17 protein-coding genes are annotated in these 26,356 nt (G+C 73.1%); 4 read left to right on the forward strand and 13 right to left on the reverse strand.

Annotated elements, in window-relative coordinates; genetic code table 11:
* Nucleotides 1-166 precede the first annotated feature (166 nt).
* The 3 genes from MLV88_RS00470 to MLV88_RS00480 all read left to right on the forward strand — a co-directional run bounded on the left by MLV88_RS00470 (nt 167) and on the right by MLV88_RS00480 (nt 9,656).
* Nucleotides 167-6,202: a CxxxxCH/CxxCH domain c-type cytochrome gene (locus tag MLV88_RS00470; RefSeq protein ID WP_242352477.1), complete on the forward strand. Its 6,036-nt coding sequence runs from the start codon at nt 167-169 to the stop codon at nt 6,200-6,202.
* A 74-nt stretch (nt 6,203-6,276) separates the two neighbouring features.
* Entirely contained in the window at nt 6,277-8,301 is a 2,025-nt protein-coding gene (locus MLV88_RS00475) for a CxxxxCH/CxxCH domain c-type cytochrome (protein WP_242352478.1), read from the forward strand.
* A gap of 242 nt (nt 8,302-8,543) precedes the next feature.
* Nucleotides 8,544-9,656: a cytochrome c3 family protein gene (locus tag MLV88_RS00480; RefSeq protein WP_243336556.1), complete on the forward strand. Its 1,113-nt coding sequence runs from the start codon at nt 8,544-8,546 to the stop codon at nt 9,654-9,656.
* Between the two features lie 193 nt (nt 9,657-9,849).
* Here MLV88_RS00480 and MLV88_RS00485 read toward each other — a convergent pair whose 3' ends face one another.
* Both MLV88_RS00485 and MLV88_RS00490 read right to left on the reverse strand, forming a co-directional pair.
* Nucleotides 9,850-11,298: a hypothetical protein gene (locus MLV88_RS00485; RefSeq protein ID WP_242352482.1), complete on the reverse strand. Its 1,449-nt coding sequence runs from the start codon at nt 11,296-11,298 to the stop codon at nt 9,850-9,852.
* Nucleotides 11,295-12,092, reverse strand: coding sequence for a glycosyltransferase family 2 protein (locus tag MLV88_RS00490; protein WP_242352484.1), 798 nt, complete (start codon nt 12,090-12,092; stop codon nt 11,295-11,297). The genes MLV88_RS00485 and MLV88_RS00490 overlap by 4 nt, the downstream gene beginning before the upstream one ends.
* Nucleotides 12,093-12,286: 194 nt before the next feature.
* On the opposite strand from MLV88_RS00490, the gene MLV88_RS00495 reads away from it, so the two are divergent.
* Nucleotides 12,287-15,418 (forward strand): fused MFS/spermidine synthase, encoded by a 3,132-nt coding sequence (locus MLV88_RS00495; protein ID WP_242352486.1) that lies wholly within the window; start codon nt 12,287-12,289, stop codon nt 15,416-15,418.
* 119 nt (nt 15,419-15,537) lie between these two features.
* Here the strand turns inward: MLV88_RS00495 and MLV88_RS00500 are convergent, their stop codons facing one another.
* The 11 genes from MLV88_RS00500 to MLV88_RS00550 form a co-directional block, all read right to left on the reverse strand.
* Nucleotides 15,538-16,194 (reverse strand): response regulator, encoded by a 657-nt coding sequence (locus MLV88_RS00500; RefSeq protein WP_242352488.1) that lies wholly within the window; start codon nt 16,192-16,194, stop codon nt 15,538-15,540.
* Complete coding sequence (locus tag MLV88_RS00505; protein WP_242352490.1) at nt 16,191-18,092, reverse strand: sensor histidine kinase; 1,902 nt, start codon at nt 18,090-18,092, stop codon at nt 16,191-16,193. Before MLV88_RS00505 ends, MLV88_RS00500 begins: the two co-directional genes overlap by 4 nt.
* Nucleotides 18,089-18,670 (reverse strand): hypothetical protein, encoded by a 582-nt coding sequence (locus MLV88_RS00510; RefSeq protein ID WP_242352492.1) that lies wholly within the window; start codon nt 18,668-18,670, stop codon nt 18,089-18,091. Before MLV88_RS00510 ends, MLV88_RS00505 begins: the two co-directional genes overlap by 4 nt.
* The gene (locus MLV88_RS00515) at nt 18,667-19,656 is read right to left on the reverse strand and encodes a M56 family metallopeptidase (RefSeq protein ID WP_242352494.1); all 990 of its coding nucleotides are present in this window, start codon (nt 19,654-19,656) and stop codon (nt 18,667-18,669) included. The genes MLV88_RS00510 and MLV88_RS00515 overlap by 4 nt, the downstream gene beginning before the upstream one ends.
* A complete protein-coding gene (locus MLV88_RS00520; protein ID WP_242337888.1) occupies nt 19,634-20,377 on the reverse strand; it encodes a formate dehydrogenase subunit gamma in 744 nt (247 codons plus the stop codon). The genes MLV88_RS00515 and MLV88_RS00520 overlap by 23 nt, the downstream gene beginning before the upstream one ends.
* A complete protein-coding gene (locus tag MLV88_RS00525; protein ID WP_242352496.1) occupies nt 20,374-21,414 on the reverse strand; it encodes a cytochrome c3 family protein in 1,041 nt (346 codons plus the stop codon). The genes MLV88_RS00520 and MLV88_RS00525 overlap by 4 nt, the downstream gene beginning before the upstream one ends.
* Before the next feature lie 538 nt (nt 21,415-21,952).
* Complete coding sequence (locus tag MLV88_RS00530) at nt 21,953-22,654, reverse strand: glycine cleavage system protein H (RefSeq protein ID WP_242352498.1); 702 nt, start codon at nt 22,652-22,654, stop codon at nt 21,953-21,955.
* 206 nt (nt 22,655-22,860) lie between these two features.
* Complete coding sequence (locus tag MLV88_RS00535) at nt 22,861-23,202, reverse strand: c(7)-type cytochrome triheme domain-containing protein (protein WP_242360186.1); 342 nt, start codon at nt 23,200-23,202, stop codon at nt 22,861-22,863.
* 14 nt (nt 23,203-23,216) lie between these two features.
* Nucleotides 23,217-23,933, reverse strand: coding sequence for a glycine cleavage system protein H (locus MLV88_RS00540; RefSeq protein WP_242352500.1), 717 nt, complete (start codon nt 23,931-23,933; stop codon nt 23,217-23,219).
* Between the two features lie 11 nt (nt 23,934-23,944).
* Nucleotides 23,945-25,174, reverse strand: a complete 1,230-nt coding sequence (nrfD, locus tag MLV88_RS00545; RefSeq protein WP_242352502.1) for an NrfD/PsrC family molybdoenzyme membrane anchor subunit — start codon at nt 25,172-25,174, stop codon at nt 23,945-23,947.
* Nucleotides 25,167-26,060, reverse strand: coding sequence for a 4Fe-4S dicluster domain-containing protein (locus MLV88_RS00550; protein WP_242352504.1), 894 nt, complete (start codon nt 26,058-26,060; stop codon nt 25,167-25,169). The genes nrfD and MLV88_RS00550 overlap by 8 nt, the downstream gene beginning before the upstream one ends.
* Between the last annotated feature and the right edge of the window lie 296 nt (nt 26,061-26,356).

Here is a 26,356-nt window from a genome sequence, read left to right on the forward strand (position 1 = left end):
CCGGCTCTCGGGAGTCGTGCTCGCCCAGCCATGCGACGCATGGCCGCACTGACCGTGTGACCGCGGTCAACTCTGGGTTCACTCCCGTTCAGTAGGGTCGGCCTTTCCACGTGTGGTCAGTTTCACGACGCCGAGATCTCCCCCGGCGCGTGAGGGAGAGGTCGCCGTGCCCGACACGACCCGACGCACTCGCGCGTCGCGCCCCGCGCTGCGCCAGCCCTCCGGCCGCGCACGCGCGCCTCGTTCGCTCCCGCCGCTCGCGGCGGCCCTCACGCTCCTCCTCTCCGTTGCCTGCGGCGACTCCGGCGCACAGCGCCCCGCGGACCGCGCGGCGCCGCGCGCCCAGTCCGCGGCGCTCGTCGCCGGCGCGGGATCGCCCGCCCACGAGCTCTACGCCTCGAAGGGCTTCAGCTGCGAGGCCTGCCACCCGTGCGGCACCCGCTCGCCGGATGGTCACGGCGTCACCTGGATGGACCAGGCGAGCCCCGAGTTCCACGCCGCCTCTGCCAACCGCGACCTCGCGAGCTGCAAGCCCTGCCACGGGGCAAACCTGGACGGCGTCGGCGGCTCGGTCACGGTGTCCTGCGCGCAGTGCCATGGCGCTTCCTGGAAGACGACCTGCACGCTGTGTCACGGCGGCACGGACGGGACGACCGGCGCGCCGCCGAAGGCGACGTGGGGGAATGCCTCGGACGCGGTCCGCATCGGGACGCACACCTCTCACGTCGCCGCGGCGCACGCGCTCGCGGGCCCGGTGGGCTGCGCGATCTGCCACCCCGTCCCCGCGGATGCGCTCTCCGCGGGCCACGCGGACGCGACCACGGCGACCGTGGCGTTCACCGGCCTCGCCGTGCAGGGCGTGATCCTGACGCCCACGTGGGACCGCGCGCAGGCGACCTGCGCGAACACCTACTGCCACGGCGCGACGCTCGCCGGCGGCGCGAGCCGCACTCCCATCTGGACGGTCACCGACGGCTCGCAGCGCGCGTGCTCGGCGTGCCACGGCGCCCCGCCGCCCCCGCCGCACGTGCAGAACCCCGCCTGCGGCGAGTGCCACAGCGGCTACGGGGCGGCGACGGTGAACGCGGCCCTCCACGTGGACGGCAAGGTCGACGCGACCGTCACCTGCACCTCCTGCCACGGCTCCGCGGCGAACGCGGCCCCGCCGCGCGGCACCCGCGGTGAGACGCTCACCTCGCAGCGCGCGGTGGGCGCGCACCAGATGCACCTCGCCGGCAGCCCCATCGCGAGCCCGATCGCCTGCGCGGAGTGCCACGTCGTCCCCACCGCGACGAGCCACGCCGACGGGCCCGTGCAGCTCGCCTGGGGTCCCCTCGCCTCCGCGCGCGGCGCGGTCCCGGGCTTCGACCCGGTGGCCCTCACCTGCGCCAACTACTGCCATGGCCAGACGCTCGCCGCCGGCGGCGCGAGCACGACGCCGCTCTGGACCAAGGTGGACGGCACGCAGGTCACCTGCGGCAGCTGCCACGGCGCGCCCCCGCCGGCGCCGCACACGCAGAACCCCGCGTGCGAGCTCTGCCACGTCGGCTACACCGCGACGTCGGTCAACCTCGCGACGCACCTCGACGGCGCGCTCGACGTGAAGAGCATGACCTGCACCTCGTGCCACGGCTCGGTGCAGAACGCCGCGCCGCCTTACGGCACGCGCGGAGAGACGGCCACCACGGACCTCGCGGTGGGCGCCCACCAGCAGCACCTCGCCGGCGGGCTCGTCTCGAACCCGATCGCCTGCGGGGAGTGCCACCTCGTGCCGGCGGCGATGGATCACGCCGACGGCGGGGTGGGGCTCGCCTGGGGCGCCCTCGCGGCGAAGAACGGCGCAATCCCGCAGTGGGATCGCACGACCGCGACCTGCTCCTCGACGTACTGTCACGGCCAGTTCGTGGGCGGTAACCCGCTCAACGCACCCTCCTGGACGACGGTGAACGGGACGCAGGCGGCCTGCGGGACCTGCCACGGCGCGCCGCCTCCCGCGCCCCACCCGGCGAACGCGGCCTGCGGGGGCTGCCACCCCGGCTACACGGCGAGCTCCGTCGCCCTCGCGACGCACGTGAACGGCACGGTCGAGGTGGCGCTGTCCTGCAACTCCTGCCACGGCTCCGCGACGAACGCGGCGCCGCCGGCCGGCACCCACGGGGAGACGCTCGAGACGCAGCGGGCGGTCGGCGCGCACCAGAAGCACCTCGCGGGCGGCCCGCTCCGCGGCCCGATGGACTGCGCGGAGTGCCACGTCGTGCCGGCCTCGATGGACCACGCCAACGGCACACCGGAGATCACCTTCGGCACCCTCTCCAGGACCGACGGCGCGGCGGCGATCTGGGACCCGCAGACCCTCACCTGCTCCTCCACCTGGTGCCACGGCGCGCTCCTCCGCGGCGGCGGCACGAACCAGGCGCCGGTCTGGACGGGCGGCACGGCGCAGACGGCCTGCGGCACCTGCCACCTCACGCCTCCGCCCCCGCCGCACCCGCGCACGCAGATCTGCGACAACTGCCACCCGGGCTACACGATCACCAGCGTCGATCTCACGAAGCACGTGAACGGCGTGGTGGAGGCCACGAACCTCACCTGCTCCTCCTGCCACGGCGACAACTCGCGCGTGCTCGTCATGCAGGCGGACCCGCTCGCCATCGCGGCGCCGCCGTACGGCTCGCGCGGCGAGACGCTCTCCACCTCGCGCTCGGTCGGCCAGCACCAGGCGCACGTGAACCGCGGCAACGGGCTCTCCATCCCGAACAAGTGCCGCTACTGCCACGCCGTCCCGACCACGTTCGATCACGCGAACGGGGTCGCGCAGGTCACGTTCGGCAGCCTCGCCACGATGGACGGCGCGACGCCCACCTTCGACGGCCAGACCTGCTCGAACACCTACTGCCACGGCTCGACGCTCGGCCGCGGCGGCACGGACCACAGCCCGAACTGGACGAACCCGGCGCCCGTGACCTGCACGACCTGCCACGGCGCGCCGCCGCCGGCGCCGCACCCGCAGGACTCCGACTGCATCCGCTGCCACCCGGGCTACACCTCGACGAGCGTCCGCAAGGCGACGCACGTGAACGGGGTCTCGGACTTCCCGAGCGGCTGCAACAGCTGCCACGACATCCCGCCGATGACGGGTGAGCACCTCGAGCACCTCCACGAGCGCATCACCTGCGACCGGTGCCACGCGGGCTACACGACGACGAGCGAGAACCCGGTCCTCCACCGGAACGCTCGCCAGGACGTGACGCTCTCCGGCTGGGACCCGGTGCGCCGCACGTGCAACAACATCGGCTGCCACGGGAGCGAGTACTGGGGCCGCACCGGCCAGGCCGCGCGGCAGAGCTGCAACCAGTGCCACGGCGTGCCGCCCGCGTCCGGCGAGCACTTCGAGCACAGCGAGTACGCGTGCAGCCGCTGCCACGGGACCGGCTACTCGACGACGACCACGAACACGGCGACGCACATGAACAGCGTCGCGGACGTGCCGTTCGCGTTCTACGACCGGACCACGCACACCTGCTCGAACACCGGCTGCCACGGCTACCAGCGCTGGGGCACGCCCTCCCCGGTGACGCCGAACTGCGCGAACTGCCACGGCTTCCCGCCGGCGGCGCCGCACCCGCAGGACACGGCCTGCCAGAGCTGCCACCCGAGCATGCTGCCGTCGGGCGTCCTCACGGACACCCACAACAACGGTACGCTCGACATCTCCGGCCAGGGCTGCCAGAGCTGCCACGGCTTCCCCCCGACGGCCACGCGCAAGGGCGGCACGCACCCCGCGGACTCGAACTGCTACGGCTGCCACCCGACCACGGTCAATTCGAGCAACCAGGTGGTGCCGGACGGCACGCACAACGACGGCTACGTCCAGGTGGGCGGCGGCGGCGTGGGCACCTACGGCTGCCAGACCTGCCACGGCGATCAGGCCCGGCAAGCTCCCGCGGGCGCAGACGCGAACGTGAAGTCGGCGCCGCCGTTCGGGACGCGCGGTGAGACCGAGCCGACCACCCGCGCCGTGGGCGCGCACCTCGCCCACGTGAGCCCGGCCGCCGGCACGCTCGCCGGGCCCGCCGCCTGCTCGGAGTGCCACCCGGTGCCCACCGCGATGGATCACGCGAACGGCGCCGTCCTGATCGCCTTCGGCGGGCGCGCGACGCTGAAGGGCGCCGCGCCGGTGTTCGATCCGGTCGCCGTCTCCTGCGCCTCCACCTACTGCCACGGCGCGACGCTCGGGGCGGGCGGCACGAGCCACGCACCCACCTGGACGGGCGGCGCGGCCGAGGCCGCCTGCGGCACCTGCCACGGCGCACCGCCGCCGCTGCCGCACACCCAGAACACGAGCTGCGGCGGCTGCCACGAGGGCTACACCGCGACGAGCGTGAACCTCGCGCAGCACGTGAACGGCACGGTCGAGATCAGCGCCATGGCCTGCAACTCCTGCCACGGCAACGCCTCGAACGCCGCGCCGCCGCAGGGCACGGCGGGCGAGACGGCGACGACGGCGCGCGCGGTCGGCGCGCACCAGCAGCACCTCGCCGGCGGGGCGATCGCGAACCCGGTCGCCTGCGCCGAGTGCCACGTGGTGCCGACGGGCATGAACCACAAGGACGGCGTGGCCCAGCTCGCCTGGGGTCCGCTCGCGTCGGCCGGTGGCGCGGTGACGTCGTTCGACACGACGGCCCTCACCTGCACGAACTACTGCCACGGCGCGACGCTCGCGGCAGGCGGCTCGAACACCACGCCGCTGTGGACTGCGGTGGACGGCACGCAGGCCGCGTGCGGCGCCTGCCACGGCGCGCCGCCGCCCGCGCCGCACAGCTCGAACCCGAGCTGCGGCAACTGCCACACCGGCTACACGGCCACGACCGTGAACCTCGCGACGCACGTGAACGGGACGCTCGACGTGGTCCCGCTCTCCTGCACGTCGTGCCACGGCTCCGCGCAGAACGCGGCTCCGCCGGTGGGCACGGATGGCGAGACTCTCACGACGTCCCTCGCGGTCGGCGCCCACCAGCAGCACCTCGCCGGCGGCGCTTACTCGAACCCGATCGCCTGCTCCGAGTGCCACGTGGTCCCGACGGCGATGAGCCACGCCGACGCCGCGGTGCAGCTCGCCTTCGGCACGCTCGCCAAGACAGGAGGCGCGGCTCCCGCCTGGGATCCGGTCACGGCCACCTGCTCCTCGAGCTACTGCCACGGTCAGTTCGTCGGCGGGGACCTGCTCAACGCGCCGTCCTGGACCACGGTGAACGGAACCGAGGCCGCCTGCGGCACCTGCCACGGCGCGCCGCCGCCGGCGCCGCACAGCGCGAACACCGCGTGCGGGAGCTGCCACGAGGGCTACACGCAGACGAGCGTCAACCTCGCGACGCACGTGAACGGGATCGTCGAGGCGCAGGCCTCGCCGCACGCGCCCGGCTGGGCCGACAAGGCGCAGCACGGCTACCAGGCGAACCTCACCGGCCTCGCGGGCTGCAAGAGCTGCCACGGCGACCTCGGCGCGAGCACCTCGTGCGGCACCTGCCACACGAGCGCCGGCTTCGCGACGTGGGACACGAGCTGCACGTTCTGCCACGGCAGCACGACCACGGGCCGCCAGAACCCGCCGGTGGACATCCAGGGCCGGACCGTCACGACGAACGTGAGCGTGGGCGTCCACGAGGCGCACGCGACGACGACCATCTCCGCGCCGCTCACCTGCGTGCAGTGCCACCCGGCGCGCACCGCGAGCGTCCGGACCGACACCGCCCACGTGGACGGCAACGGGATCGCCGAGGTCGTCCTCGGCACGCTCGCCAAGACGGGCGGCGCGCCGGCGACCTACACACGGACGAGCGCGACGAGCGCGACCTGCGCCTCGACGTACTGCCACGGCCGCTTCTCGGGCGGCGTGAACTCCGGCTCGGGCGCGACCGTGGCGTGGACGAGCACGACGCAGGTCGGCTGCACGTCCTGCCACGGCAACCCGCCGAGCACCGGCCGGCACTCGACGCACCAGAGCAGGAGCGTGCCCTGCACGAACTGCCACAACGCGGTGGTGAACGCGTCGAACGGGTTCGTGGACAAGACGCTCCACGTGAACGGCGCGGACAACGTCAAGCTCGGCGGCACTTACAGCGGCCGTACCGTGACCGGAACCTGGAACGCCTCGACGCGGTCGTGCTCCAGCCTGAGCTGCCACGGGAGCGAGACATGGTGACGTCGATGCCGAGGGTGGACGCGATGCCGAGCCGTGTCGGGAGAGAGCTTCCGGAGCGCCACGAAGGGGCCGCCATGAAGCGCAGGCGTGGGTGGGATGAGTTCCGTTCAGCGCGGGGTCTCGCGCTCGCGGCGGCGGCGCTCGTCGCGCTCGGCGCGTGCGGTCGGGGTGGATCGCCAGCCACGCCCGAGCCTGCGTCGGCGTCGGCGCTCCGCCCGCGCGCGGCCCACGCGTCCGCGCTCTCGTCGGGCACGAGCTGCCCCGAGACGAGCGTCCACGCGCGGCACCTCAACATGTTCGCGTGCGCGACCTGTCACCCGACGGGCGCGACGTTCGGGTTCGAGGTGCCTTACACGTTCCCGGGGGGCACCACGACCGCGGGCGGCACGATCGCGCTGCACACCGCGACGACCGCCACGACCTGCACGGTCGCCTGCCACTTCCCGAAGGGCGGGCCGGCGAAGTCGGTGGCCTGGGACGCGCCCGGCCCGCTCGCCTGCGTCGACTGCCACGCGACGACCTCGCTCCCCGCCGGTCACCCCGCGGTGGCCGCGAACGCGACCCGGACCGACTGCCAGCGCTGCCACACGCTCGGCAACCACCTCGGCGGCACGGTCGCGCTCGTCGCGCACGACACGGCGTGGTCGGACAAGACGAGCCCCGGCTTCCACGCGTTCCAGGCGAACGCCGGGCTCGGCGCGTGCCAGGACTGCCATGGCGCCGACCTCGCCGGCGGGGCCGCGCGCTCGGCGTGCGCGACGTGCCACGACGTCGGGCTGCCCGCCGGCATCGCGAGCTGGAAGGTGAGCTGCGTCATGTGCCACGGCGGGACGGAGACCGCGTCGGGCGCGCCGCCGAAGGCGACGTGGGGGAACGCGGCCGACACCGTCCGGGTGGGCGCCCACACCATCCACGGCGCCGGGAGCGCCATCGCGCCCGCCTACGACTGCGGCGTCTGCCACGTGAAGCCTGCCGACGCGCTCGCGGGCGGCCACGTGGACGGCGGGACGGCGGAGCTGACGTTCAGCGGCGTCGCCACGGCGCGCAACGCGGCGCCGTCCTGGGATCGCGCGACCGCGACCTGCTCCGGCGTCTACTGTCACGGAGGGACGATGGGAGGCGGCACGAAGACCGCGCCCGTCTGGACCCGCGTCGGCCTGGGCGAGGCCGCCTGCGGCACCTGCCACGGGCTGCCGCCTCCGTCGCCGCACCCGACGGTCGCCGCCGATCTCACGCGCTGCGCCTCCTGTCATCCGGACACCATGGACGCGGGCGGCGTCGTCATCGCGCCTTCGGCCGGCGGCAAGCACCTCGACGGCCTCGTGCAGGCGTCGGGCGGCCACCCGGCCGGATGGATGGACACCGCGAGCGCGGGCTTCCACGCGTACTCGGCGAACGCAGGGATAGCCGGGTGCCAGGGCTGCCACGGGACGAACCTCGACGGCGTGGGCGGCTCCGCCACGACGTCCTGCGCGACCTGCCACGGCGCGGGCTGGCGCACGAGCTGCCTCATGTGCCACGGCGGCGTCGCGGACGCGACCGGCGCGCCGCCCTCCGGCACCTGGGGGCACGAGACCGACGCGCTTCGCGTGGGGGCGCACACGGCGCACGTGAGCGCGAACGCCACGGCGGCCGCCTACGCGTGCACGGAGTGTCACGTGAAGCCCGCCGACGCGCTCGACGCGGGTCACATGGACGGCTCCACGGTGACGGTGACCTGGGGCGGGCTGGCGCGGACCGGCGGCGCCGCGCCGAGCTGGGACCGCACGGCCGGCACCTGCGCCGCGACGTACTGTCACGGCAACTACGCCGGCACCTTCACGTACTTCTTCTTCGACGGCTACTACAGCGTGCCTTACGCCGGGAAGCGAGCGGCGCCGCGCTGGAGCGACGGGCCGGCGACATGCGGGTCGTGCCACGGCAACCCACCGCAGACGGGCTCGTGGCACCTGGGTGCCCACGGGGGCGGGAGCAACTGCGACCTGTGTCATGCGGACGCCAACGCGACCGGCACGGCCATCACCAACCCGGCCTTGCACCTGAACGGCGCCGTGGACGTGAATCCGGCGTGGGACGCGTCCTGCTTCAACTGTCATTGAGGCGAGCGCCGCGTGCCGTCCGCCGGGGCGGCACGCGGCGCCAGGCGCCTCGACGGACCCGTCGCGCCGCCGGCTGACGGCAGCGGGCTCGCCAGCCGCGCACGTGAGGTCGCCTCTCTCCCTGCGCGCCGCGGCCCCGTCCCGCGATCGCCGGACGTTCGCGAGGCGCTGCGTTTGAGTACGATCCGGCGCGGCGGCCGCTCTCTCGTCTCGGTCCGCACGTTCGTGTACCTTGCCGCGCCATGCCCAGGGGGCTGCTCGTCATCGCGCTCGCGGCGCTCCTCTCGGTCGGCGCCGCCGCGGCGCTCGACGCGCCCTCGGACGCCCAGCGGGTCGCGATGCTCGGCGCCGGACCCCGGCTCGTGCCCGAGCTCGCGGAGCAGGCGCTCCCTGCGGCGCCCCAGCAGATCTCGCTGAAGACCCGCACCTTCGGGACGGTCACGGTGGACCACCCCGCGCACCTCGCGCGCAGGGCGCATTGCGTGAGCTGCCACGGCGAGGGACCGATCCAGAAGATCGAGTTCACCCCCAAGCTCGCCCACGAGCGCTGCCGCGGGTGCCACAAGGAGCAGCAGGCGGGCCCGCTCACGTGCCGGGGGTGCCACGCCCTCCCCGCCGCCGCGGAGAAGCCGCTCGTGGCGGAGCACGCCGCGGCCCCGCCGGCGGTGGGGGGCGCGCGCGCAGATCGCGGGACGGCGGCTGGCGCCGCCGCAGGGGTGGCCTCGGGCGCTGCACCGGACCGCTCGACGATCCCGTCCTCGCCCGCGCCGGCGACCTCGCCGGCGACACGCGTCGCCTCGACGTCGCCGGGGACGATCTCGCCGGCGACGGTGCGCGTCGCCTCGACCTCGTCAGGGCCGGCGCGTGCGACGCCGGTCGCGAGGATCACGGGCGAGGCAAGCGCCGACCCCACGAACCCCCTCAACGTGCCCCTCCGGCGCGTGCTCGAGGTCGGCCTCGCCGGCGGGTCGGGGTTCGGCCCCGCGGTGCGCCTCCTCTCGCGCCAGGAGAACGCGGTCCTGTCGCACAGCTTCGACCGGGTCGGCGGCGGCCGGGCGAGGAGCCTCGGGCTCCTCGGGATAGGGAAGTGCTTCTCCGTTCAGGAGGGCGTCGACGTGTTCGCGCTCGGGCTCGGCGGGATCGACGTGGTGGAGAGCCCGGCGGCGACGCTGCTGCCTGCCGCGGGTGCACGCATCGGCGTGCTCTGGTCCGTCCGGCACCGCTTCGTGGAGACGATCGACGTCTCGTTCACGGGAGTCGCAGACCTGGCCCGCAGCCACCCGCTCGGCCAGGAGGTCGGGGGCGCGACCTTCTTCGCGACGATCGCGGCGGGCGTGCCCCTCGGGCCGCGATAGGCTCGCTAGTCCGGAGGCGCGCGGCGCCGCGTTCACGCAGGACGTGTTCGTCGGTCCACGGCGCACTCGAACAGCGCCACCTCACCAGACGTGACGGTGAAGGTGCCGCTTCCCGTCCCATTCCGTCCCAGCGTCAGGTCGAGGTCCCTTCGCCACGAAGCTCGCGCCGACTGGCTCCAGCACGAGGGCGGAATCAGGGCATTCGCGTCGAGCCGGAGTCACTCCCCGCGCGCAGCGCGACGGCGGCGCAGAGGAGACCGGCGACCAGCCAGTAGTAGTTGCAGAACGCCTGCTTGCTGAAGAGCAAGAACGCCAGCCACGCCGCGGCGCCGGTGAGCACCGCCCGCTCCAGCGACGCGCGTCTCGCCACGCCGAGCGCCAGCACCGCGACCGCGGCCGGGAGCGCGATCCATGGCGAGAGGACCGGCCCTCCCATCCTCACCACGGCCGCGGGCCAGGAGAGCGAGTCCGCGCGGAACGGCTGCTGGAGCTGGAAGGCGACGACCCCCCGGTAGAGCGCCGGCGCATCCCACAGCACGAACGGCAGCATGACGAGCGCCGCGCCGGCGACCGCGGTGGCCGCGCTCTTCCACCGATGCGCCGGAGGCAACGCGAGGAGGATCGGTGCGAGCAGGACGGGCGCGTACTGCTTGCTGCTCAGCGCCAACGCCCCCGCGATCCCCGTGACGATGGGGCCGAGCGGGCCCTCTCCCGAGGCGCCGTCGCGTCGGTACGTGGCGTCGACGACGACGAGCGCCAGCAGCGCCGAGGCCAGCACGATGGGCTCGGTCCACGACTGCTCGAGGACGAAGAAGGTCCTCGGCTGCAAGAGGACGAACACCGCCGCCAGCTCGGCGACACGCGAGCCCCTGCCGAGCCGGCGAATGGCCCAGGCCGAGAACAGCACGAGCGCGAGGTGCGTCCACCGCACGTCGGCGTGGAGCAGCGTCGTGGGAACCGCCACGAGCAGCGTCAGCGGGGGATAGGGATTCCCGAGCACGTACGCCTGGTCCGGGCTCAACACCTCCGGCGAATAGAAGGGGGTGAACGGTCCGTAGATGTTCGGATACGCGACGGCGTACGGGTCCACTCCCTGCATCATCGCGAACGAGCCCATCTGCTGGAAGAACCAGACGTCGATCGGCGGACCGGGCGTGGTGCGGATCACGAAGCCGGCGAGCACGGCCGCGGCGGCGACGAGCAGCGGGAACCGCAACCGCGCCACGAGCGCCGGTGCCCCCGTCCACAGATAGGTGAGCGCCGCCACCCCCGCGACCGCGAGCACCGGCCGGAAGAAGCCGAGCGTGTCGGGAGGGACGAAGATCCCGGGCTGGCGCAGCGCGTCGAACGCGACGCTCGCCAGGACGCCGCCGCAGAGGACGCGAGCGCGCCAGTCCCGCCCCGGAGCTCCGGCTCCGATCGCTCGGTCGCGCCGGCGCTCCATGACCAGGGCTGCGACGCTCGCGAACGCGCTCCCCGTCACGAGGAGCAGCGCGAAGGGATCGAAGTTCCCGTCCGACACGCCGAGCGCGAAGCCGAGGGAGAGCGCCGCGACCGCGACGAGGACGGAGCCGGGGGCCGTCCTGGCGGGTTCGTGCTCGGCCTCGGGCGCTCCGTCCGAAATGGCGACGGAAGACCTCACGCGGCGCCGCCGCGGGACGCCGCAGGGGCCGGCACCACGGCGAGCTTGCGACCCGTGTCCGACAGCCGCGCGGACCTGCGCAGCCCCATCTTCGCGAGGCGGAACTCGATGGCCGTGCCGAGCACGCCGAAGCCGTACTTCACGCTCCTCCGGAAGTTGATGGAGGAGGCTTCCTCGAAGTAGCGCGCCGGACACGAGATCTCGCCGATGTCGAACCCGAACCAGAGCGCCTGCGCCAGGAACTGGTTGTCGAACACGAAGTCGTCGGAGTTCTCCTCCAGCGGCAGCGCCTCGAGGAGCTCGCGCGAGAACGCGCGATAGCCGGTGTGGTACTCGGCGAGCTTGTAGCCGAGCAGCACGTTCTCGAAGAACGTCAGGAAGCGGTTCGCCACGTACTTCCACAGGGGCATGCCGCCGCGCAGCGCTCCGACCCCCAGGATGCGGGAGCCGAGGACGCAGTCGAAGTGCCCGCTCGCCACCATCGCCGCCATCGCCGGGACCAGCGCGGGCGAATACTGGTAGTCGGGGTGGAGCATCACCACGATCTCGGCGCCGCGCGCGAGCGCCTCCGCGTAGCACGTCTTCTGGTTGCCGCCGTACCCGCGGTTCTTCGCGTGCACGACGTGGTGGAGCCCGAGCTCGCGAGCGACGGCCACGGTCTCGTCCGGGCTCGCGTCGTCCACGAGGATGACGTCGTCCACCACCGTGCGATCGAGCTCGTCGACCGTGCGCCGCAACGTCTTCGCGGCGTTGTAGGCCGGCATCACGACGCACACGCGCTTCCCGGAGATCATGCCGCTCCCGTTGGCTCGAAGGGAGCGCATGATACCGCGCACCGCGCCGGGCACGCACGCTCGCCCGCTTCCGAGGGTCGCCCCCGCACGCGCACCTCCAGTGCCGAGCGCGGAACGGCGCGCGCTTCCCGACGGTTGACAAAGACGGGCGCGGAGGCGTTCCTAGGCGTTTCGTTTCGGACAGAGGGACAGGAATGAAGACACGACTCTCCACGGGCGTCGCGGCGGCGTGCTTCTTCGCCTCCGGCGCCGCCGCGCTGCTGTACGAGGTTGTCTGGTTCCGGCTCCTCTCCCTCACGTTCGGCCACACGGTCTTCGCGGTGACGACCGTGCTCGCCGCCTACATGGGCGGCCTCGCCCTCGGCAGCCTGCTCCTCGGGAAGCGCGCGGACGGCTCGCGGAGGCCGCTGCTCGTCTACGGGCTCGCCGAGATCGTCATCGGCCTCTACTGCCTCACCACGCCGCTCCTGTTCGCTGGGGCGGACGCCGCCTACATCGCCGCGCACCGGGTCCTGGAGCCCGGCCCGGTCGGCGCGACGCTGCTCCAGTTCTCGCTCTCCGCCCTGCTGCTCGTGCCCGCCACCGCCGTCATGGGCGCCACGCTGCCGTTCCTGAGCCGGGCAGTGGTCGAGCGGTCCGGCACGACGGGATCCCGGGTCGGCCTCCTCTACGCCGTGAACACGATGGGCGCCGTGCTCGGGGTGGTCGCCACCGGGTTCGGCCTCCTCCCCACCTTCGGCCTGCGCGCGACGGTCTGGATCGGCGTGGCGCTCAACCTGGGCGTCGGGATCGCCGCCTTGCTGCTCGAGCGCACCGGCCGCGGTCGCCCTCCTGTGCCGGCGCCATCCGAGGCGCCATCGAGGTCCGAGGCGCCCCCGGTCGCCGGAGACGAGCCCGCCCCCTCCCGCGTGGCCGCGCGGGTCGCGCTCGCGGCCATCGGGATCTCCGGGGCGGCCTCCATGGCCTACGAGGTCGCCTGGACGCGGGCCCTCTGCCTCGCGGTCGGAAGCTCGACCTATGCGTTCACCGCGATGCTCGCCACCTTCCTCGTCGGGCTCGCCGGCGGCGCGTTCGCCGCCTCGCAGGCGCTCCGGCGGTGGCGTCTCCGGCTCACCGCGTTCGGCGTCCTCGAGTGCGCGGTCGCGGCGCTGGCCGTCGCGACGCTCCCGGTGCTCGGGATGCTGCCGCAGATCGTCCTCCAGATCCTCGGGCGGCTGGGGCTCTCGCACGAGAGCGCCCTCCTCGCGCAGTTCGGCGCGAGCTTCCTCGTCATGATCGTGCCCTCCGCCGCGATCGGCGCGACGTTCCCGCTCGTGCTCGCGGGGCTGACGCGCGGGATCTCGAGCGTGGGAGACGACGTCGGGCGCGTCTACGGCGCGAACACCATCGGGACCATCGTCGGCTCGGTCGGCGCCGGGTTCGTGCTCGTGCCGCAGATCGGGATCCACGGCACGGTGGTGGCCGCCGCGGCCGCGAACCTGGCCGCGGGCCTCGGCCTCCTGCTCGCCCTGGACGCGCGGCCGAGGAGATGGCTGGCCGCGCTCGCGGCCGCCTCGGCGTTCGCGATCGCCGTGTTCGCCGTGCCGCGCTGGGACCGGCTCCTCATGACGAGCGGCGTGTCGATCTACGCCGCCCGCCACCTGGGCAAGGACGCAGGGGCGCAGTCGCCTCGCGAGAAGTCCGCCTCCAAGGAGCTCCTGTTCTATGCCGAGGGGTTGACCACGACCGTCTCGGTCACGCGCACCGGCGAGCACCTGTTCCTCTCGGTGGACGGCAAGACCGACGCGAGCACGAACGGTCTCGACATGAGGACCCAGCTCCTGCTGGGTCACCTCCCCGCGCTGCTCGCGCCCGACGCGAGCCGCGCGCTCGTGATCGGGCTCGGCAGCGGCATCACGGCCGGCGCGCTCGCGCAGTACCCGCTCCGCGCCATCGACGTCGCGGAGCTCGAGCCGGCGGTCGTCGACGCCGCGAGGCTGTTCGCGCGCGAGAATCACGACGTGCTCGGCGATGCGCGGCTCCGGGTGATCGCCGGAGACGGGCGACACATCCTCGCCGCCGCGGCGCAGCCCTACGACCTCATCGTCTCGGAGCCCTCGAACCCGTGGATCGCCGGGGTGGCGAACCTCTTCACCCGCGAGTTCTACCGCGTCGCACGGGAGCACCTCTCGGACGACGGCGTCATGGTGCAGTGGCTCCAGTCGTACGCGATCTTCCCGAGCGAGATCCGCATGGTGGTCCGGACGTTCCGGGAGGTGTTCCCGGACGTCACCGTGTGGCGCGGCGGCGCAGGCGACTACCTGCTCGTGGGCGGGAAGAAGCCGCTCCGGGTCGACCTGGACGCGGCGGCGCGCCGGATCGCCCAATCGCCGGGCGCGCGCGCCGATCTGGCGCGGTACTGGGGCGACCCCGAGGACGTGCTGCAGCAGTTCGTGCTCTCCGAGGACGACACGCGCCGCTTCGCGGAGGGCGCGTCCCTGAACACGGACGACCTCCCGCTGCTCGAGTTCGCCGCGCCGCGCGCGATGTACGCCTCGACCGACGAGGACAACGATCGCTCGCTCCGCTCGTTCCAGCGCGCGACCCTTCCGCCCGTGGTCGGAGCGTCGGCGGCGGCGCGGCTCGACGGCCCGGAGGGACGGCTGCGCGCTGCACGCGCCGCCTGGCTGCGCGGCGATCCCGAGGCCGCCCGGGACCACCTCCAGCAGCTGCAGGCCGCTTCGGAGCCCGGCATCCTCGTCGAGCGCGCGCGCCTGCTCATCGCGCTCGGCAACCCGGATGAAGCGGCCCGGCTCCTCGACGGGGTGCGGACGCGAGACGAGCGGCTCGAGGGCTATCGCTCCACCGCGCGCTACCTCGCCGATCACGCGCTCGGCCGGCGCATCGTGCACGAGGTCGGCCCGTGGCGCCTCGAGACCACCGGTCCTGCCTGGGCGTTTCACCGACTGGGTAATCTTCTGATGACGGTCGCGGTCTCGGAGCGCGCGCCGGAGCTGCTGCCCGTCGCCCTCGAGCAGTTCGAGGCCGCGAGCGCGCTCGAGCCAGGGACCGCGTCCTTCTACGTGGGCGCAGGGAAGGTGCTGCTCGCGATGGGGAGGCGCGGCGTCGCGGAGCCCGTCCTGCGGAGGGCAGCCGAGCTGGAGCCGAAGAGCGCCGACGCCCACTACTTCCTCGGCCTCCTGTACGAGGACGACTCGCCGCCGGACGCCGCCCGGGAGTACGAGGCGGCGGCGCGGCTCGCACCATCCTGGCAAGCGCCCCGCGAACGGCTGATGGCCCTGCGCGCCGACGGCGGCGCGCGTGACTCCGGACGCGCCTCTCCTTGAGGTGACGCGAGGCGCGGAGCGCTGCGGGCGACGGAGCCGGGCGATCGCGGCTCCGGATGCCCTGGACCGTCAGGCTCCGGGGCGAAGCGCCAGGCGCCCGGAGGCCACGCGGCCGCCGGTCACTCGTCCACCCGGATGACGCCCCGCTTCAGCGCGAAGCGCACGAGCTCGGTCCGATTGTGCACGGCGAGCTTCTCCATGACGTGCTCGCGGTGGCTCATGGCGGTCTTCACGCTGATGCCGAGCACGTCGGCGACCTCCTTGTTGCTGCGTCCCTCGGCGACGAGCTTCAGGACCTGCTTCTCGCGGTCGGTGAGCGCCTCGTAGGGATCGGCGGCGCCGCCGGTCGTCGCCTGCCCGGCGTCCGCCATGGCGGTGCGCGCCACCTCGGGATCGAGCACGAGGCCGCCGCGGTTCACGGCGCGGATCGCGTTCGCGAGCTCGGAGCCGGCCGACTTCTTGAGGACGTAGCCCGCGACGCCGGCCTTGAGGAGCCTGCGGACGTACTCGCGATCCTCGTACTGCGACAGGATGAGGATCCGCGTGCGCCGGCCGAGCTTGTGGATCTCGAGCGCGGCCTCGATGCCTCCCAGCCCGGGCATGGCGATGTCCATGAGGAGGACGTCGGGATCGAGCCGCTCCACCGCGGCGATGGCCTCCGTCCCGTTCGCGCCCTCGCCCACCACCTCGATGTCCGGGTGGAGCTGCAGGAGCGCGCGGATGCCCTCGCGCAGGATGGCGTGATCGTCCACGATGACGACGCGGATCTTGCTCATGCGACGACTCCTCCCCGCCCTTCCCTCGCTCCCTCGGGCCGCGGCGGCTCGGCCGGTGGCAGCGGGACGCGCACCTGCACCCGCGTCCCCTTCCCCGGCGCGGAGTCTATCCGGGCCGAGCCCCCGAGGATCTCCGCTCGCTCACGAATTCCGAGGAGCCCCCACGGGCGGCGCCCCTCGCGCCGCGCCGCCGCCTCGACGTCGAAGCCGCGCCCGTCGTCCTCGATCTCGATCTGGAGCTGGTCGCCCTCGACGCCCACCTGGACGAGCACCGCGGTCGCCTGGGCGTGGCGCGCGACGTTGCTCATCGTCTCCTGGCACATGCGGAAGAGCGCCGTCTCCAGCTCGGGCGGCAGGCGGCGGTCGAGCTCGCCGAACTCGCAGCGGACCGAGATCCCGCGCGTCTCGAGGCTCCGCTCCGCGTACCAGCGGATGGCGGAGAAGAGGCCCAGGTCGTCGAGCACCGAGGGCCGCAGGTCGAGGATGAGCCGGTGCACGTCCTCGAGCGTGCGCACCGCGACCGCCTTCACCTCGTCGAGCCGCGGCGTCTTTCCCGCGCGCATGGCGTCCTGCGCGGCCTCGAGCCCCATGGCCAGCACCGCGAGGCTCTGGGTCGTCTCGTCGTGCAGCTCCCGGGCGATCCGCTTCCGCTCGTCCTCCTGCGCGGTGATCACCTTGCTCAGGAGCTGGCCACGATCCGCGTCGCGCTCGCGGACCTGCCCGAGCGCGTCGTTCAGCTCGCGGGTGCGCTCCTCCACGCGCTGCTCGAGCTGCGCGTTCACCTCGGCCACCTGCGCGAGCGTCGCGCGCAGCGCCCCGCGCATCCGCTCCAGCGCCTGGCCGAGCCGGCCGACCTCGTCCGAGCCGAGATCCGGGATGGGCCAGCCGAGCTCGCCCCGGGCGATCCGCTCCGCCTCGAAGGTGAGCACGCCCACCGGGCGCGTGACGCTCTGCGCGGCCCCCCACGCGAACGTGCCCACGAGCGCGAGCTGGAGGAAGAGCCCGAAGCCCACGATGTACCACGGCACCGCGCCCTGGGTCGGCAGCGCCTCGGCCATGGGCTGCCGCACGACGACGGCCCACGGCGCGCTCCCGAGCGGCGCGAAGGTCATGAGCTCGTCGTTGGTGGCGGGCGTGCTCCCGTCCTCGTGGCACTCCCGGCAGCTCACGGACGTGGTCCGGCGCGCCTCGAGCAGCTTTCGGACGCCGCCCGTGCATCCGGCCGCCCGCCCCGCCCGGCCGCGCTCGCTCGAGGCGATCACGTGGCCATCCGCGTCGAGGAGATCCGCGAAGCCGGTCCGGCCCCGGCGGAGATGCTGGAGCATGCGGCCGAAGTCGCGCCGGTCGGGCCGGAAGGTCCCGCCCATGACGCCGACGACCTCGCCCTTCCAGCTGCGCACCGGGACGAGCTCGTGGATCACCTGCCCGCGCGGCTCGAGGACGAGCCCCGACAGCCGCGGGCGGCCGCTCGCGAGCACCTCCTCCACCAGGGCCTGGGCGGCCAGCGGGACCTCGGTGACCGCACCGATCGGCTCCTCGGCGATCACGTTCTGCTCGCGGTCGAGCAGGAAGATCGTGTCGCGGTGCCGGAAGGACTCGTGGCCGGTGCGGACGAGGCGCCGCTCGTCGGAGAGATCCGCGTCGCCGAACCCCGCCGAGAGCGCCGAGGCGAGCCGCTGCAGCGACTCGAGGTCGGCCGTGAGCCCCTCGTCGAAGTGGGCGGCCACCGCGGTCGCCGCGGCGTTGCGGCCCGCCAGGATGCGCTCGTCGAAGCCGCGCATCCAGTAGAGGCCGGCGGCCGCCAGGAGCACGATCGGGAAGAAGATCCCGATCGCCATGAGCAGGTACACCCGCGTCCGCAGCGAGATCCCGCCGACCGCGTGGCTCGTCGTGCTCATCGCCCGCTCACCCCGTGCAGGCTCCGCGCGATCCGCACGAGCTCGTCGAGATCTCCCTGCGACCGGAGCACCACCGCGCGGCCGTTCACCGACCACGACAGCTCCTGCCACGCCACGCCCTCGACGAGCACCGACGCGAGCGTCGCGGGGTGCCCGCCCACGACGGTGGGACGGGCGCCGAGCACGGTGCGATCCGAGAGGAGCGCGGGCGCGATGTCCACGCCGGCGTCCGTGGCGGCGACGAGCTCGAGGCCGGTCCCGCCGTCGCGTGCGGCGAAGGCGAGGCGCACCGAGCCGTGGCGCCCGCCCGCCACGTGGATCGCCGCGGGCGGCCAGGCCAGGCGCTCGGGGTAGTAGCCGGGGAGGAGGATGCGCGCGCCGAGGCGGCGCTCCGCCTCCTGGATCGACGCGGCCCGGTGCGGCCCGGTGTCGCCGGCGAGCAGGCGCGGCAGCGCGCCGAGGCCGACGATCGCCGCCGCGGTCCCCGCCAGCACGTACGCGAGCGTCACCAGCATCCGGGCGATCTCCACGCCCGCGCCGCTCGCCCGCACCGCGCCCATGGCCGTACGCTCGGTCATATCACGAAGAACAGCAGGGCCGCGAGGGCGCCGCCCGCGAGCGCCACGCGGACGCCAGCATACGGGAGCCGGGCGGGCGCACCGTCGAGCAGCCGCCGGCACCGGACCTCGATGTCGTGCGAGCGGACCCGCGCGAGCGGCTCGGCGAGCGCCGCGGCGAAGGGCAGCGAGCGCGGCACCCCGCTCGCGCCGGCCGTCGCGCGGTGCAGCTTGAGCAGCCCGCTCGCGAGCGCCAGCCGGTCGCCACACGCGGCGGCGCCGCGCTCGTCCGCGAGCCACTCCGCGTCGCGCGCCAGCGCACGAGAGACCACCTGGAACGCCGGGTTCCAGAACATCACCGCCCGGAGCCCCATGAGGACCCAGCTCTTGAGCGGGTCGCGACCCGCCACGTGAGCGAGCTCGTGGGCGAGCGCGGCTGCGAGCTCGTCGCGATCGAGCCGGGACAGCGTCCCCCCGGAGACGACGAGGGCCGGACGCCGGACGCCGGTGCAGAAGAGCACCGGCAGGTCGCGGCCGAGGAAGACGAGCGGCGGCTCCCTGACGCCGAGCGCCGCCGCGGCGCGCGGGAGCTCGGCGGCGAGGACGGCCGCGCTGGCGGGATCGGGCAGCTCGCCCGCCGGCGCGCGGCGGCCGCGGCCGCGCAGCACCGGCCAGAGGTCCATGAGGAACAGCCCCGCCCCCGCGGCCGCGAAGGCGGCGAGCCACCACCAGAACAGGCCGACGCCGAGGAGCCGAACCGTCTCCCAGCTCCGCGCGTCGAAGAGCGCGAGGTCCTCCCGGAACCCCTCCTCCCCGCGGGAGGGGAAGAGCGCGACGAGCGCCGGAAACAGGACCAGCGGATAGCCCAGCGCCGTGAGGCGTAGGGCCATCCGCTGGCGAGGTTCGCGCACGCCCCAGCTCCGCACCAGCGCCTCGACGAACAGCGAGGCGACGAGGGTGTGGAAGATGGCTTGCGCCAGGATGTCAGCCCACGACGCGCTTTCCACCGTGCCCCGGCGGCGCATCCCCGTGCCCGGCGTGCCCGTGCGCGTCCGGCGGCAGCCCGCCCTCGAGGCGCGCGAGCTCGAGCGGATGCTCGTGCACGTAGCGCTCCCTGCTCACCTTGCCGGTGAAGATCGACGCGTCGAACGGGAAGACGTCCGGGTTGAGGTGCGCGTTGAAGATGTGCCAGACGGTGATGACGAAGAAGGCCATGAGGCCCTCGTTCGAGTGGGCCACCTTCGCGGCCGGGATGATCTGGCCAGGGATGAGCGTCGCGGCCTTCACCGGGAAGAAGAGCATGAACCCGGTGACGACCATGATCACGTTCCCGGCGACGAGGCCCCAGTACTCGAACTTCTCCTTGTACGTGAAGCGATCGTACTGAGGGTGCTGATCCGTCATCCCCAGGTAGTAGCGCAGCTGCTGGATCGCGTCCTCGAAGTCCCGCTTGGTCGGGACCATCGAGAAGCCGATCTTGCGCGACAGGATCGCCGCGATGCCGCTCGCGAAGTGCACGATCGTGGAGAGGGCCAGCACGACCCCGAAGAAGCGGTGGATCCAGCGCGTGTTGTCGATGCCGCCGAACAGGTCGACGAACGTGTGCGCCCACCCCGTCGTGTAGAACTTCTGCGGCAGGCCGGTGAGGCACAGCGCCGCGAAGGTCGTCATCGTGACGAAGTGCTCGATCCGCTGCTTGAGGCTGAAACGGACGATGTAGTTGCTCATCGATTCACCACGACGCGCCAGAGGTGCAGCGCGATCTGGAGCACGAGCCCGCCCACCATGAACGGGATCATCAGCTTGTAGAAGAGCTGCACCGCCCAGACGATCGGCGCCTTCTCGGGCGTCGGCTCGTAGTGCGAGAGCCACGCCTTCGGGAAGCTCTCGCTCGCCCCCTCGTGGCACTTCGCGCAGGTCTTCTGGAGGTTCGCCGCCATCACGGAGGAGTTCGGGCTGTCGGACTTCTCGATGTCGTGCACGCCGTGGCAGTCGGTGCAGACGGCGGCGAGGCGCACGCCCGGGCCCTTCTTCTTGCCCTGCTGCAGGCTCGCGGCCATGCCGTGGAAGTCGGCGAGGTAGGTGTCGACGACCTTCGTCGAGAGGCCGTACCGCTTCATGAGCTTCTCGTCGGTGTGGCAGCGGCCGCAGATCTCCGGGGTCCGCGCCGCGAGCGCGCCGTCGCGCGGATCCGTCGTGTCGTGCGCGCGGTGACAGTCGGTGCAGACCGGCACGTCGGAGCTCGAGCCGGCCAGGCGGCCGTGCACGCTCCGCGCGTAGATGGCGGCCTCCTTGCCGTGGCAGCCCGAGCACATCTGCGAGATGCGCGCCCGAGGCTGCCCGGGCCGGGAGATGTCGTGAGCGCCGTGGCAGTCGACGCACAGGGCGGCCTTGTCGTTGCCCTTCGCCATCACGGCGAAGTGCACGCCGTCGAGCGTCTTCGTGTAGTTGGCGAAGTGGCAGCCCTTGCACTGCTCGTAATACGCGCGGGTGACCTCGCGACGCGTCTTGAACTTGAGCTCGCCGGTCGCGTGGTCGCTCGTCTTGTCGGTGTGACATTCGGTGCACCGGAGCATCTCGCCGTGCACCGACTTGGCGAACGCTTCCTGGTTCACGTAGAGCGACAGCTTCTCGCCACTCGGCAGGTCGTACGTCTGGTCCGGGTCGCTGTGGCAGCCCAGACAGTCCTCGGACTCCGCCGGGATTCCGGCCCAGGCCGGGGATGCGGCGAAAGCGACGAGGAGCGGCAGCAGAAATCTCTTCATTGGCCCCACCCTGGAGGGAGTCGTCACAATCCGTTGCACGAAACGGACGAGCGATTCCTACCAGGGAATCCGGGGGGATGTCCAACGGGTTTCAGCGCTTAAGCACGCGTAAACCCAGCAACATTCGACAAACGTCCACCCGGACGCGCCTCACGCAAAACTCGCCGGGATCGCACGCCTCCCCCGCCTTTTGCGCAATTCTCGCAAAATGCGACGAGACGGCGGGGGAGGTTTGACTGCAATCAACGCTGCATCACCCGAGAGCGCGGCCTGAACGGGGGCGTCGCACGGAGGTGGCGCCAGCCGGCGGTGGCGAGCGCCTGCGCGGTAGACGCAATCCCGCATACCGGCAGGAGAATCACGTAAAGTGCGCCCGCGGCGAGCACCCCGAGCGCGACGAGTGGCGTGACAAGAAGCCGCACGCCCTGACCGAAGAGACGTGCGGCACCGTGTCGCGCCATTTCCGGACCGTGAACCCTACCCGGGGAGTCCGCGAAAGAGATGCGGCCCGCGGTTGATTGCCGCACCATCGCGGAGCTCACACCGAGAGGAAGGCCGTCGCGAGCGCGCGCCAGCCGGACTCGCCGATGAGCCACGGCGCAGGAGCGACGAGCTCGCCTCCGTCCGCCGCGGCGAACCCGAGCTGGTCCTCGAGGAAGCGGTTCCAGCGCACGGCCTCGCGTCGCATCCAGCCCTCCGCAGCCTCGCCGCGCGGCAGCGAGGCCCACGATCCATCCGCGGGGGAGATCCGGACGAGCCACCCGCGCCCGTAGCCGTCTCGCTTGACGAGCGCGGGGTCGCGCACCACCGCCGCGTTCACGCCCGCGACGACGCCCGGCATCGGCGCGCGGACGCGCACCTCGCGGCCTCCGCCCGAGAGCGTCGCGATGGTCTCGCCGCGCGCGACCTGCGTCCCTGCCCGCGGCACCTCCACCGAGGACACCGCGGGGAGCAGGCGCTGCGCGAGGCCGTCGATGCCGAGCTCGAGGGCCCCGCCGATGCGCGGCTGGAGCCAGGTGTGGCCCGGCGCGTAGACGAGGCCCGGCCGGAAGAGCACGCCGGACACGCTGCGCAGCCCGAGCCGCCGCTCGCGCCGCCTCTCGATGGCGCGCATCGCGAGCGCCAGCACGACGGCAGGGACCGCGAAGAGCGCGATCATGGCGAGGAAGACCCCGAACCGCGCCACGATCCCGCCGAGGAACACGCCGACCGCCTGCAAGACCTCGAGCACCGCGGACATGACCCCCTCCTCGCTTCCTCGCGGCGCACCGCGCCGCGACCACCCCCGCCCCCCCCCAACCCCCCCCCCCCCCGGGGGGGGGGGGCCCCCCAACAACAACGCCCGGGGCACTTCCCCCCCCCGGGGCTGCCGCGCGCCCCCCCGGGCCGCCACCACCCCCGCCCGCCCCTTCCGCTCGCGCGACCGGGGCGGGCGGGCCCCTCGACTCACTGCGCGTGACAGGTGGTGCAGTCGTCGAACCCGAACGCCTGCTTCCCGTGGCACGCGCCGCAGGCTTCTCCCTTCTCCATCGCCGCGTGCGTCACCTTCGCGCCCGGGCGCTCCCCCGACCGGCCGAGGATGCTGAACCTCCCGGCGTGGCACTCCACGCAAGCCGGCCTCTTCGCGTCGAGGTGGCTGTCGTGGCGGAAGGTCACCACCCCCGGGCTGTCCGCGCCCTGCGGGAGCTGCAGCGGCTGCGGCAGCCGCGGCAGGCCTTCGGCGAGCGCGCCGCCCGCGATGAGCGCCCCGAGCACCGCGCCGATCCTCATGAGCTTCGTCGTCGTCATGGCCGTCTCCGTCGCTAGGTGAGGAAGTGCTCGCGGGCGAGCCGCTCCCACTCGTCGCCGGCGAGCGCGTGGGCGATGCCGTGGATGGGCGTGCCGCCGTCCTGCAGCACGTGGGCGATCTCGGGGCTCATCCGCAGGGCGAGCCGCTCGCCCGCGTCCTCGAGGAAGTGGCGCGCGGGGCCGTCCGTGAGGAGCTGGCGGAGGTTCGCGGCGAGGCGCGACGCCTTCACCTTGAACAGCCAGCCCGCGCCGTACGGGTCCTCGAGGCCGTCCTTGCCGTCCCGGATCGCCGTGTTCACCGCGACGACCGTGCCGTCGATCGGGGAGAGGAGCGGGACCGTCCGGTCCGAGTCGCCCATCGCGAAGGCGGCCTCACCCTGCGCGACCCGCTCGCCGATGGCGGGGAGGTCGAGGCGCGCCGGGCCGACGAGCTTGTGGGCGAAGTCGTCCACGCCCACCGCGATGAGCCCGTCGTTCTCGAGCCGCGCCCAGGTGTGGCCGGGGTGCAGGTGCAGGCCCGCGGGGAGCTGGAACCACCCGGCGGTGGGCCGTGCCGCGCGCACGGCGGCGGGGCGGGCGACGGGACGCGGCGCGGTGACGGGGACCACCGCCTCCTTGGCGCGGCCGCCCTGCACGTACCGCCAGAACGGGATGAACATGAGCAGGTAGGCGACGGCGAGGCCGTACTCGAGGAGCTTGGCCGGGTAGATGCTCAGGAAGTCATGAGCCATGGCGTCCTCCCTCAGTGATGCCCTTCCGCGAAGCGCGGGTCTTCGCGGAGGATGGGCATGCGGTTCACGATCCACCGGAACGCCAGCACGCCGATGGTCACGAGGGTGATCGAGACGATCACCTCGCTCACCGACGGCACGTAGCGGACCGGCTGGTTCCAGTTGAATGCGACGATCGAGACGTTGAGGCGGTTCAGGATGATGGAGAGGACGCCCATCACGGCGGCGACCCGGACGAGCGTCACGTTGCCGTTCCGCGAGCCGTAGGCGAAGAGGAGCGCCGGGACGAGGACGAACCCGACGATCTCCACGAGGAACCACGCCCCGTAGCCGGTGGCGAGGTAGCCCCAGGCGTGCCCGTCGATGACCCCCTGCAGCTTGAGGAAGAAGTAGGCGAACATCACGAGCGCCCCCGCCTTCCCGAGCCCCAGCGTCAGCTTGTCGATGTCGACGTGCTGCCCGGCGACCTGGGAGTGGAACGCGCGGTGCGAGAGCATCGACTCGACGATGACCATCGAGATCCCCGCGATGATCGCGGAGATGAAGAAGAAGACGAAGATGTACGGCGTGTACCAGAGCGGGTGGAGCTTCGTCGGCGCGAGCAGGAAGAGCGAGCCGAGCGCGCTCTGGTGCATCGTCGAGAACATCACGGACAGGACCGTGAGCCCGATGAGCGCGTTGCGCATGACCGAGTGGAGCTTCTTCCAGCCGAGCCACTCGAACACGGGGACCGTGAACTCGAGGAGGAGCACGGTCGTGTAGCACATGACGCACCAGGCGACCTCGAACAGCGCCGACGCGGTGCCGTAGTTGAAGATCGCCATGACGATGTTCCACGGCCGGCCGAGGTCGGCGAGCAGCCCGATGACGGCCATCACGTAGCCGAGGAAGGCCGTGAGGATCGCCGGCCGCTCGATCGGGTGGTACGCCTTCAGCCCGAAGAGCTGGACGGTCGCGCCGATGGTGAACCCACCCGCGGCGAGCGCGATCCCGGTCATCATGTCGAACCCGATCCAGAGGCCCCACGGGGCGGTCTGGGACAGGGCCGTCGTGGCGCCGAGACCGGCGATGAACCGGTAGACGAGGATCGGGACGCCGACGACCAGGATGGCCGCGGCCACCGCGTTCGCGGGCGTGCAGCAGGAGCGGACGTACTCGCGCACGCTCATGCCGAGCAGGATCTTCTCGCGGACGAACGACGGGTGCGCCGCGACGGCGGCACCGGCCTGCGCGCTAGCCATGGCGGTCCTCCTTTGCGTTCTCCTGCGCGTCGCCCTCGACCGTGTCGCGGCGGCGCGAGAAGGCGTAGAGCCCCATCAGCAGCGGGGGCCACAGGGTCATCACGAACGGCGGGGCGCCCAGCGCGCCGGACACGAGGCTCGGGATGTCCTTCTCCGGGACGTCGGTGCGGAGCGCGAGCTTCTCGAGGTCGACGTCGGTGATGTACAGCCAGCTCGTCCCGCCGGCCTCGTGCTCGCCGAAGACGTGCGGCACGTACTTGCCGGGGTTCGTGTAGATGCGGGTCTTCGCGAGCTCGATGAGCTCCGCCCGGTGACCGAAGGTGAGCGCGCCGGAGGGGCACACCTCGGTGCACGCGGGCTTCAGCCCCTTCGCCTGGCGGTCCGCGCAGAACCCGCACTTCCGGACGCGCGGCTTCCAGCTGTCGTACTCGTACTTCGGCACGTCGAACGGGCAGGCGATCATGCAGTAGCGGCAGCCCATGCACTTCGACGGGTCGTAGACCACCGGCCCGGCCGGCGTCTTGTCCATGGCCCGGACCGGGCACGCGGACGCGCACCCGGGCGCGAGGCAGTGCATGCACTGCTTCTTCGCGAAGCGGACGGTCCCGTCCTCCTTCTCGGCGCGGTTCACGACGGTGAAGACCTGGGGGGCGGTGTCGCGCCGCTGCTTCATCACGTCGTCGCTCGCCGGCGGCGCCGGGAGCGCGTTCTTCTCGGCACACGCGGCCTCGCAGGCGCGGCAGCCGACGCAGAGGGTCGTGTCGACGAGCACGCCTGGCGTGTCCGTCCCCTCCGCGTGCGGCAAGGCCGCCGACGCCGACGCGGCGCCCGCGGCCCCTGCCGTCACTGCGGCGATCTTGAAGAACCCTCTGCGTCCGATCCTCATGGTGTCTCCGGGCAGCTCGAGGCGCCTAGCGGGCGGCGACGAGGTTCAGGGTTCCGAGCACCGCGACTCCGAAAAGCGCGAACACGAAGGCGAACATCATGGCGTGCTCCTTTCGATTCCTGCGGGGGTGGTGGCCTTCCCGCTTGGTCGCTAGAGCACGCGCCGGGCCATCGCCGCGGCGGGCGCGGCCGGAGCGTCGGTTCGGGATTGTTTACGCAGGGTTACTGCGGGGGCGCCGCGTCCACCCCTCGCCGCGGCTCCCCGCTCGAGCGGCGCCGGCCGTCGAGAATCTCGAC

Source organism: Anaeromyxobacter soli, from assembly GCF_022808855.1.
In the GTDB taxonomy this organism is placed as follows: domain Bacteria; phylum Myxococcota; class Myxococcia; order Myxococcales; family Anaeromyxobacteraceae; genus Anaeromyxobacter; species Anaeromyxobacter soli.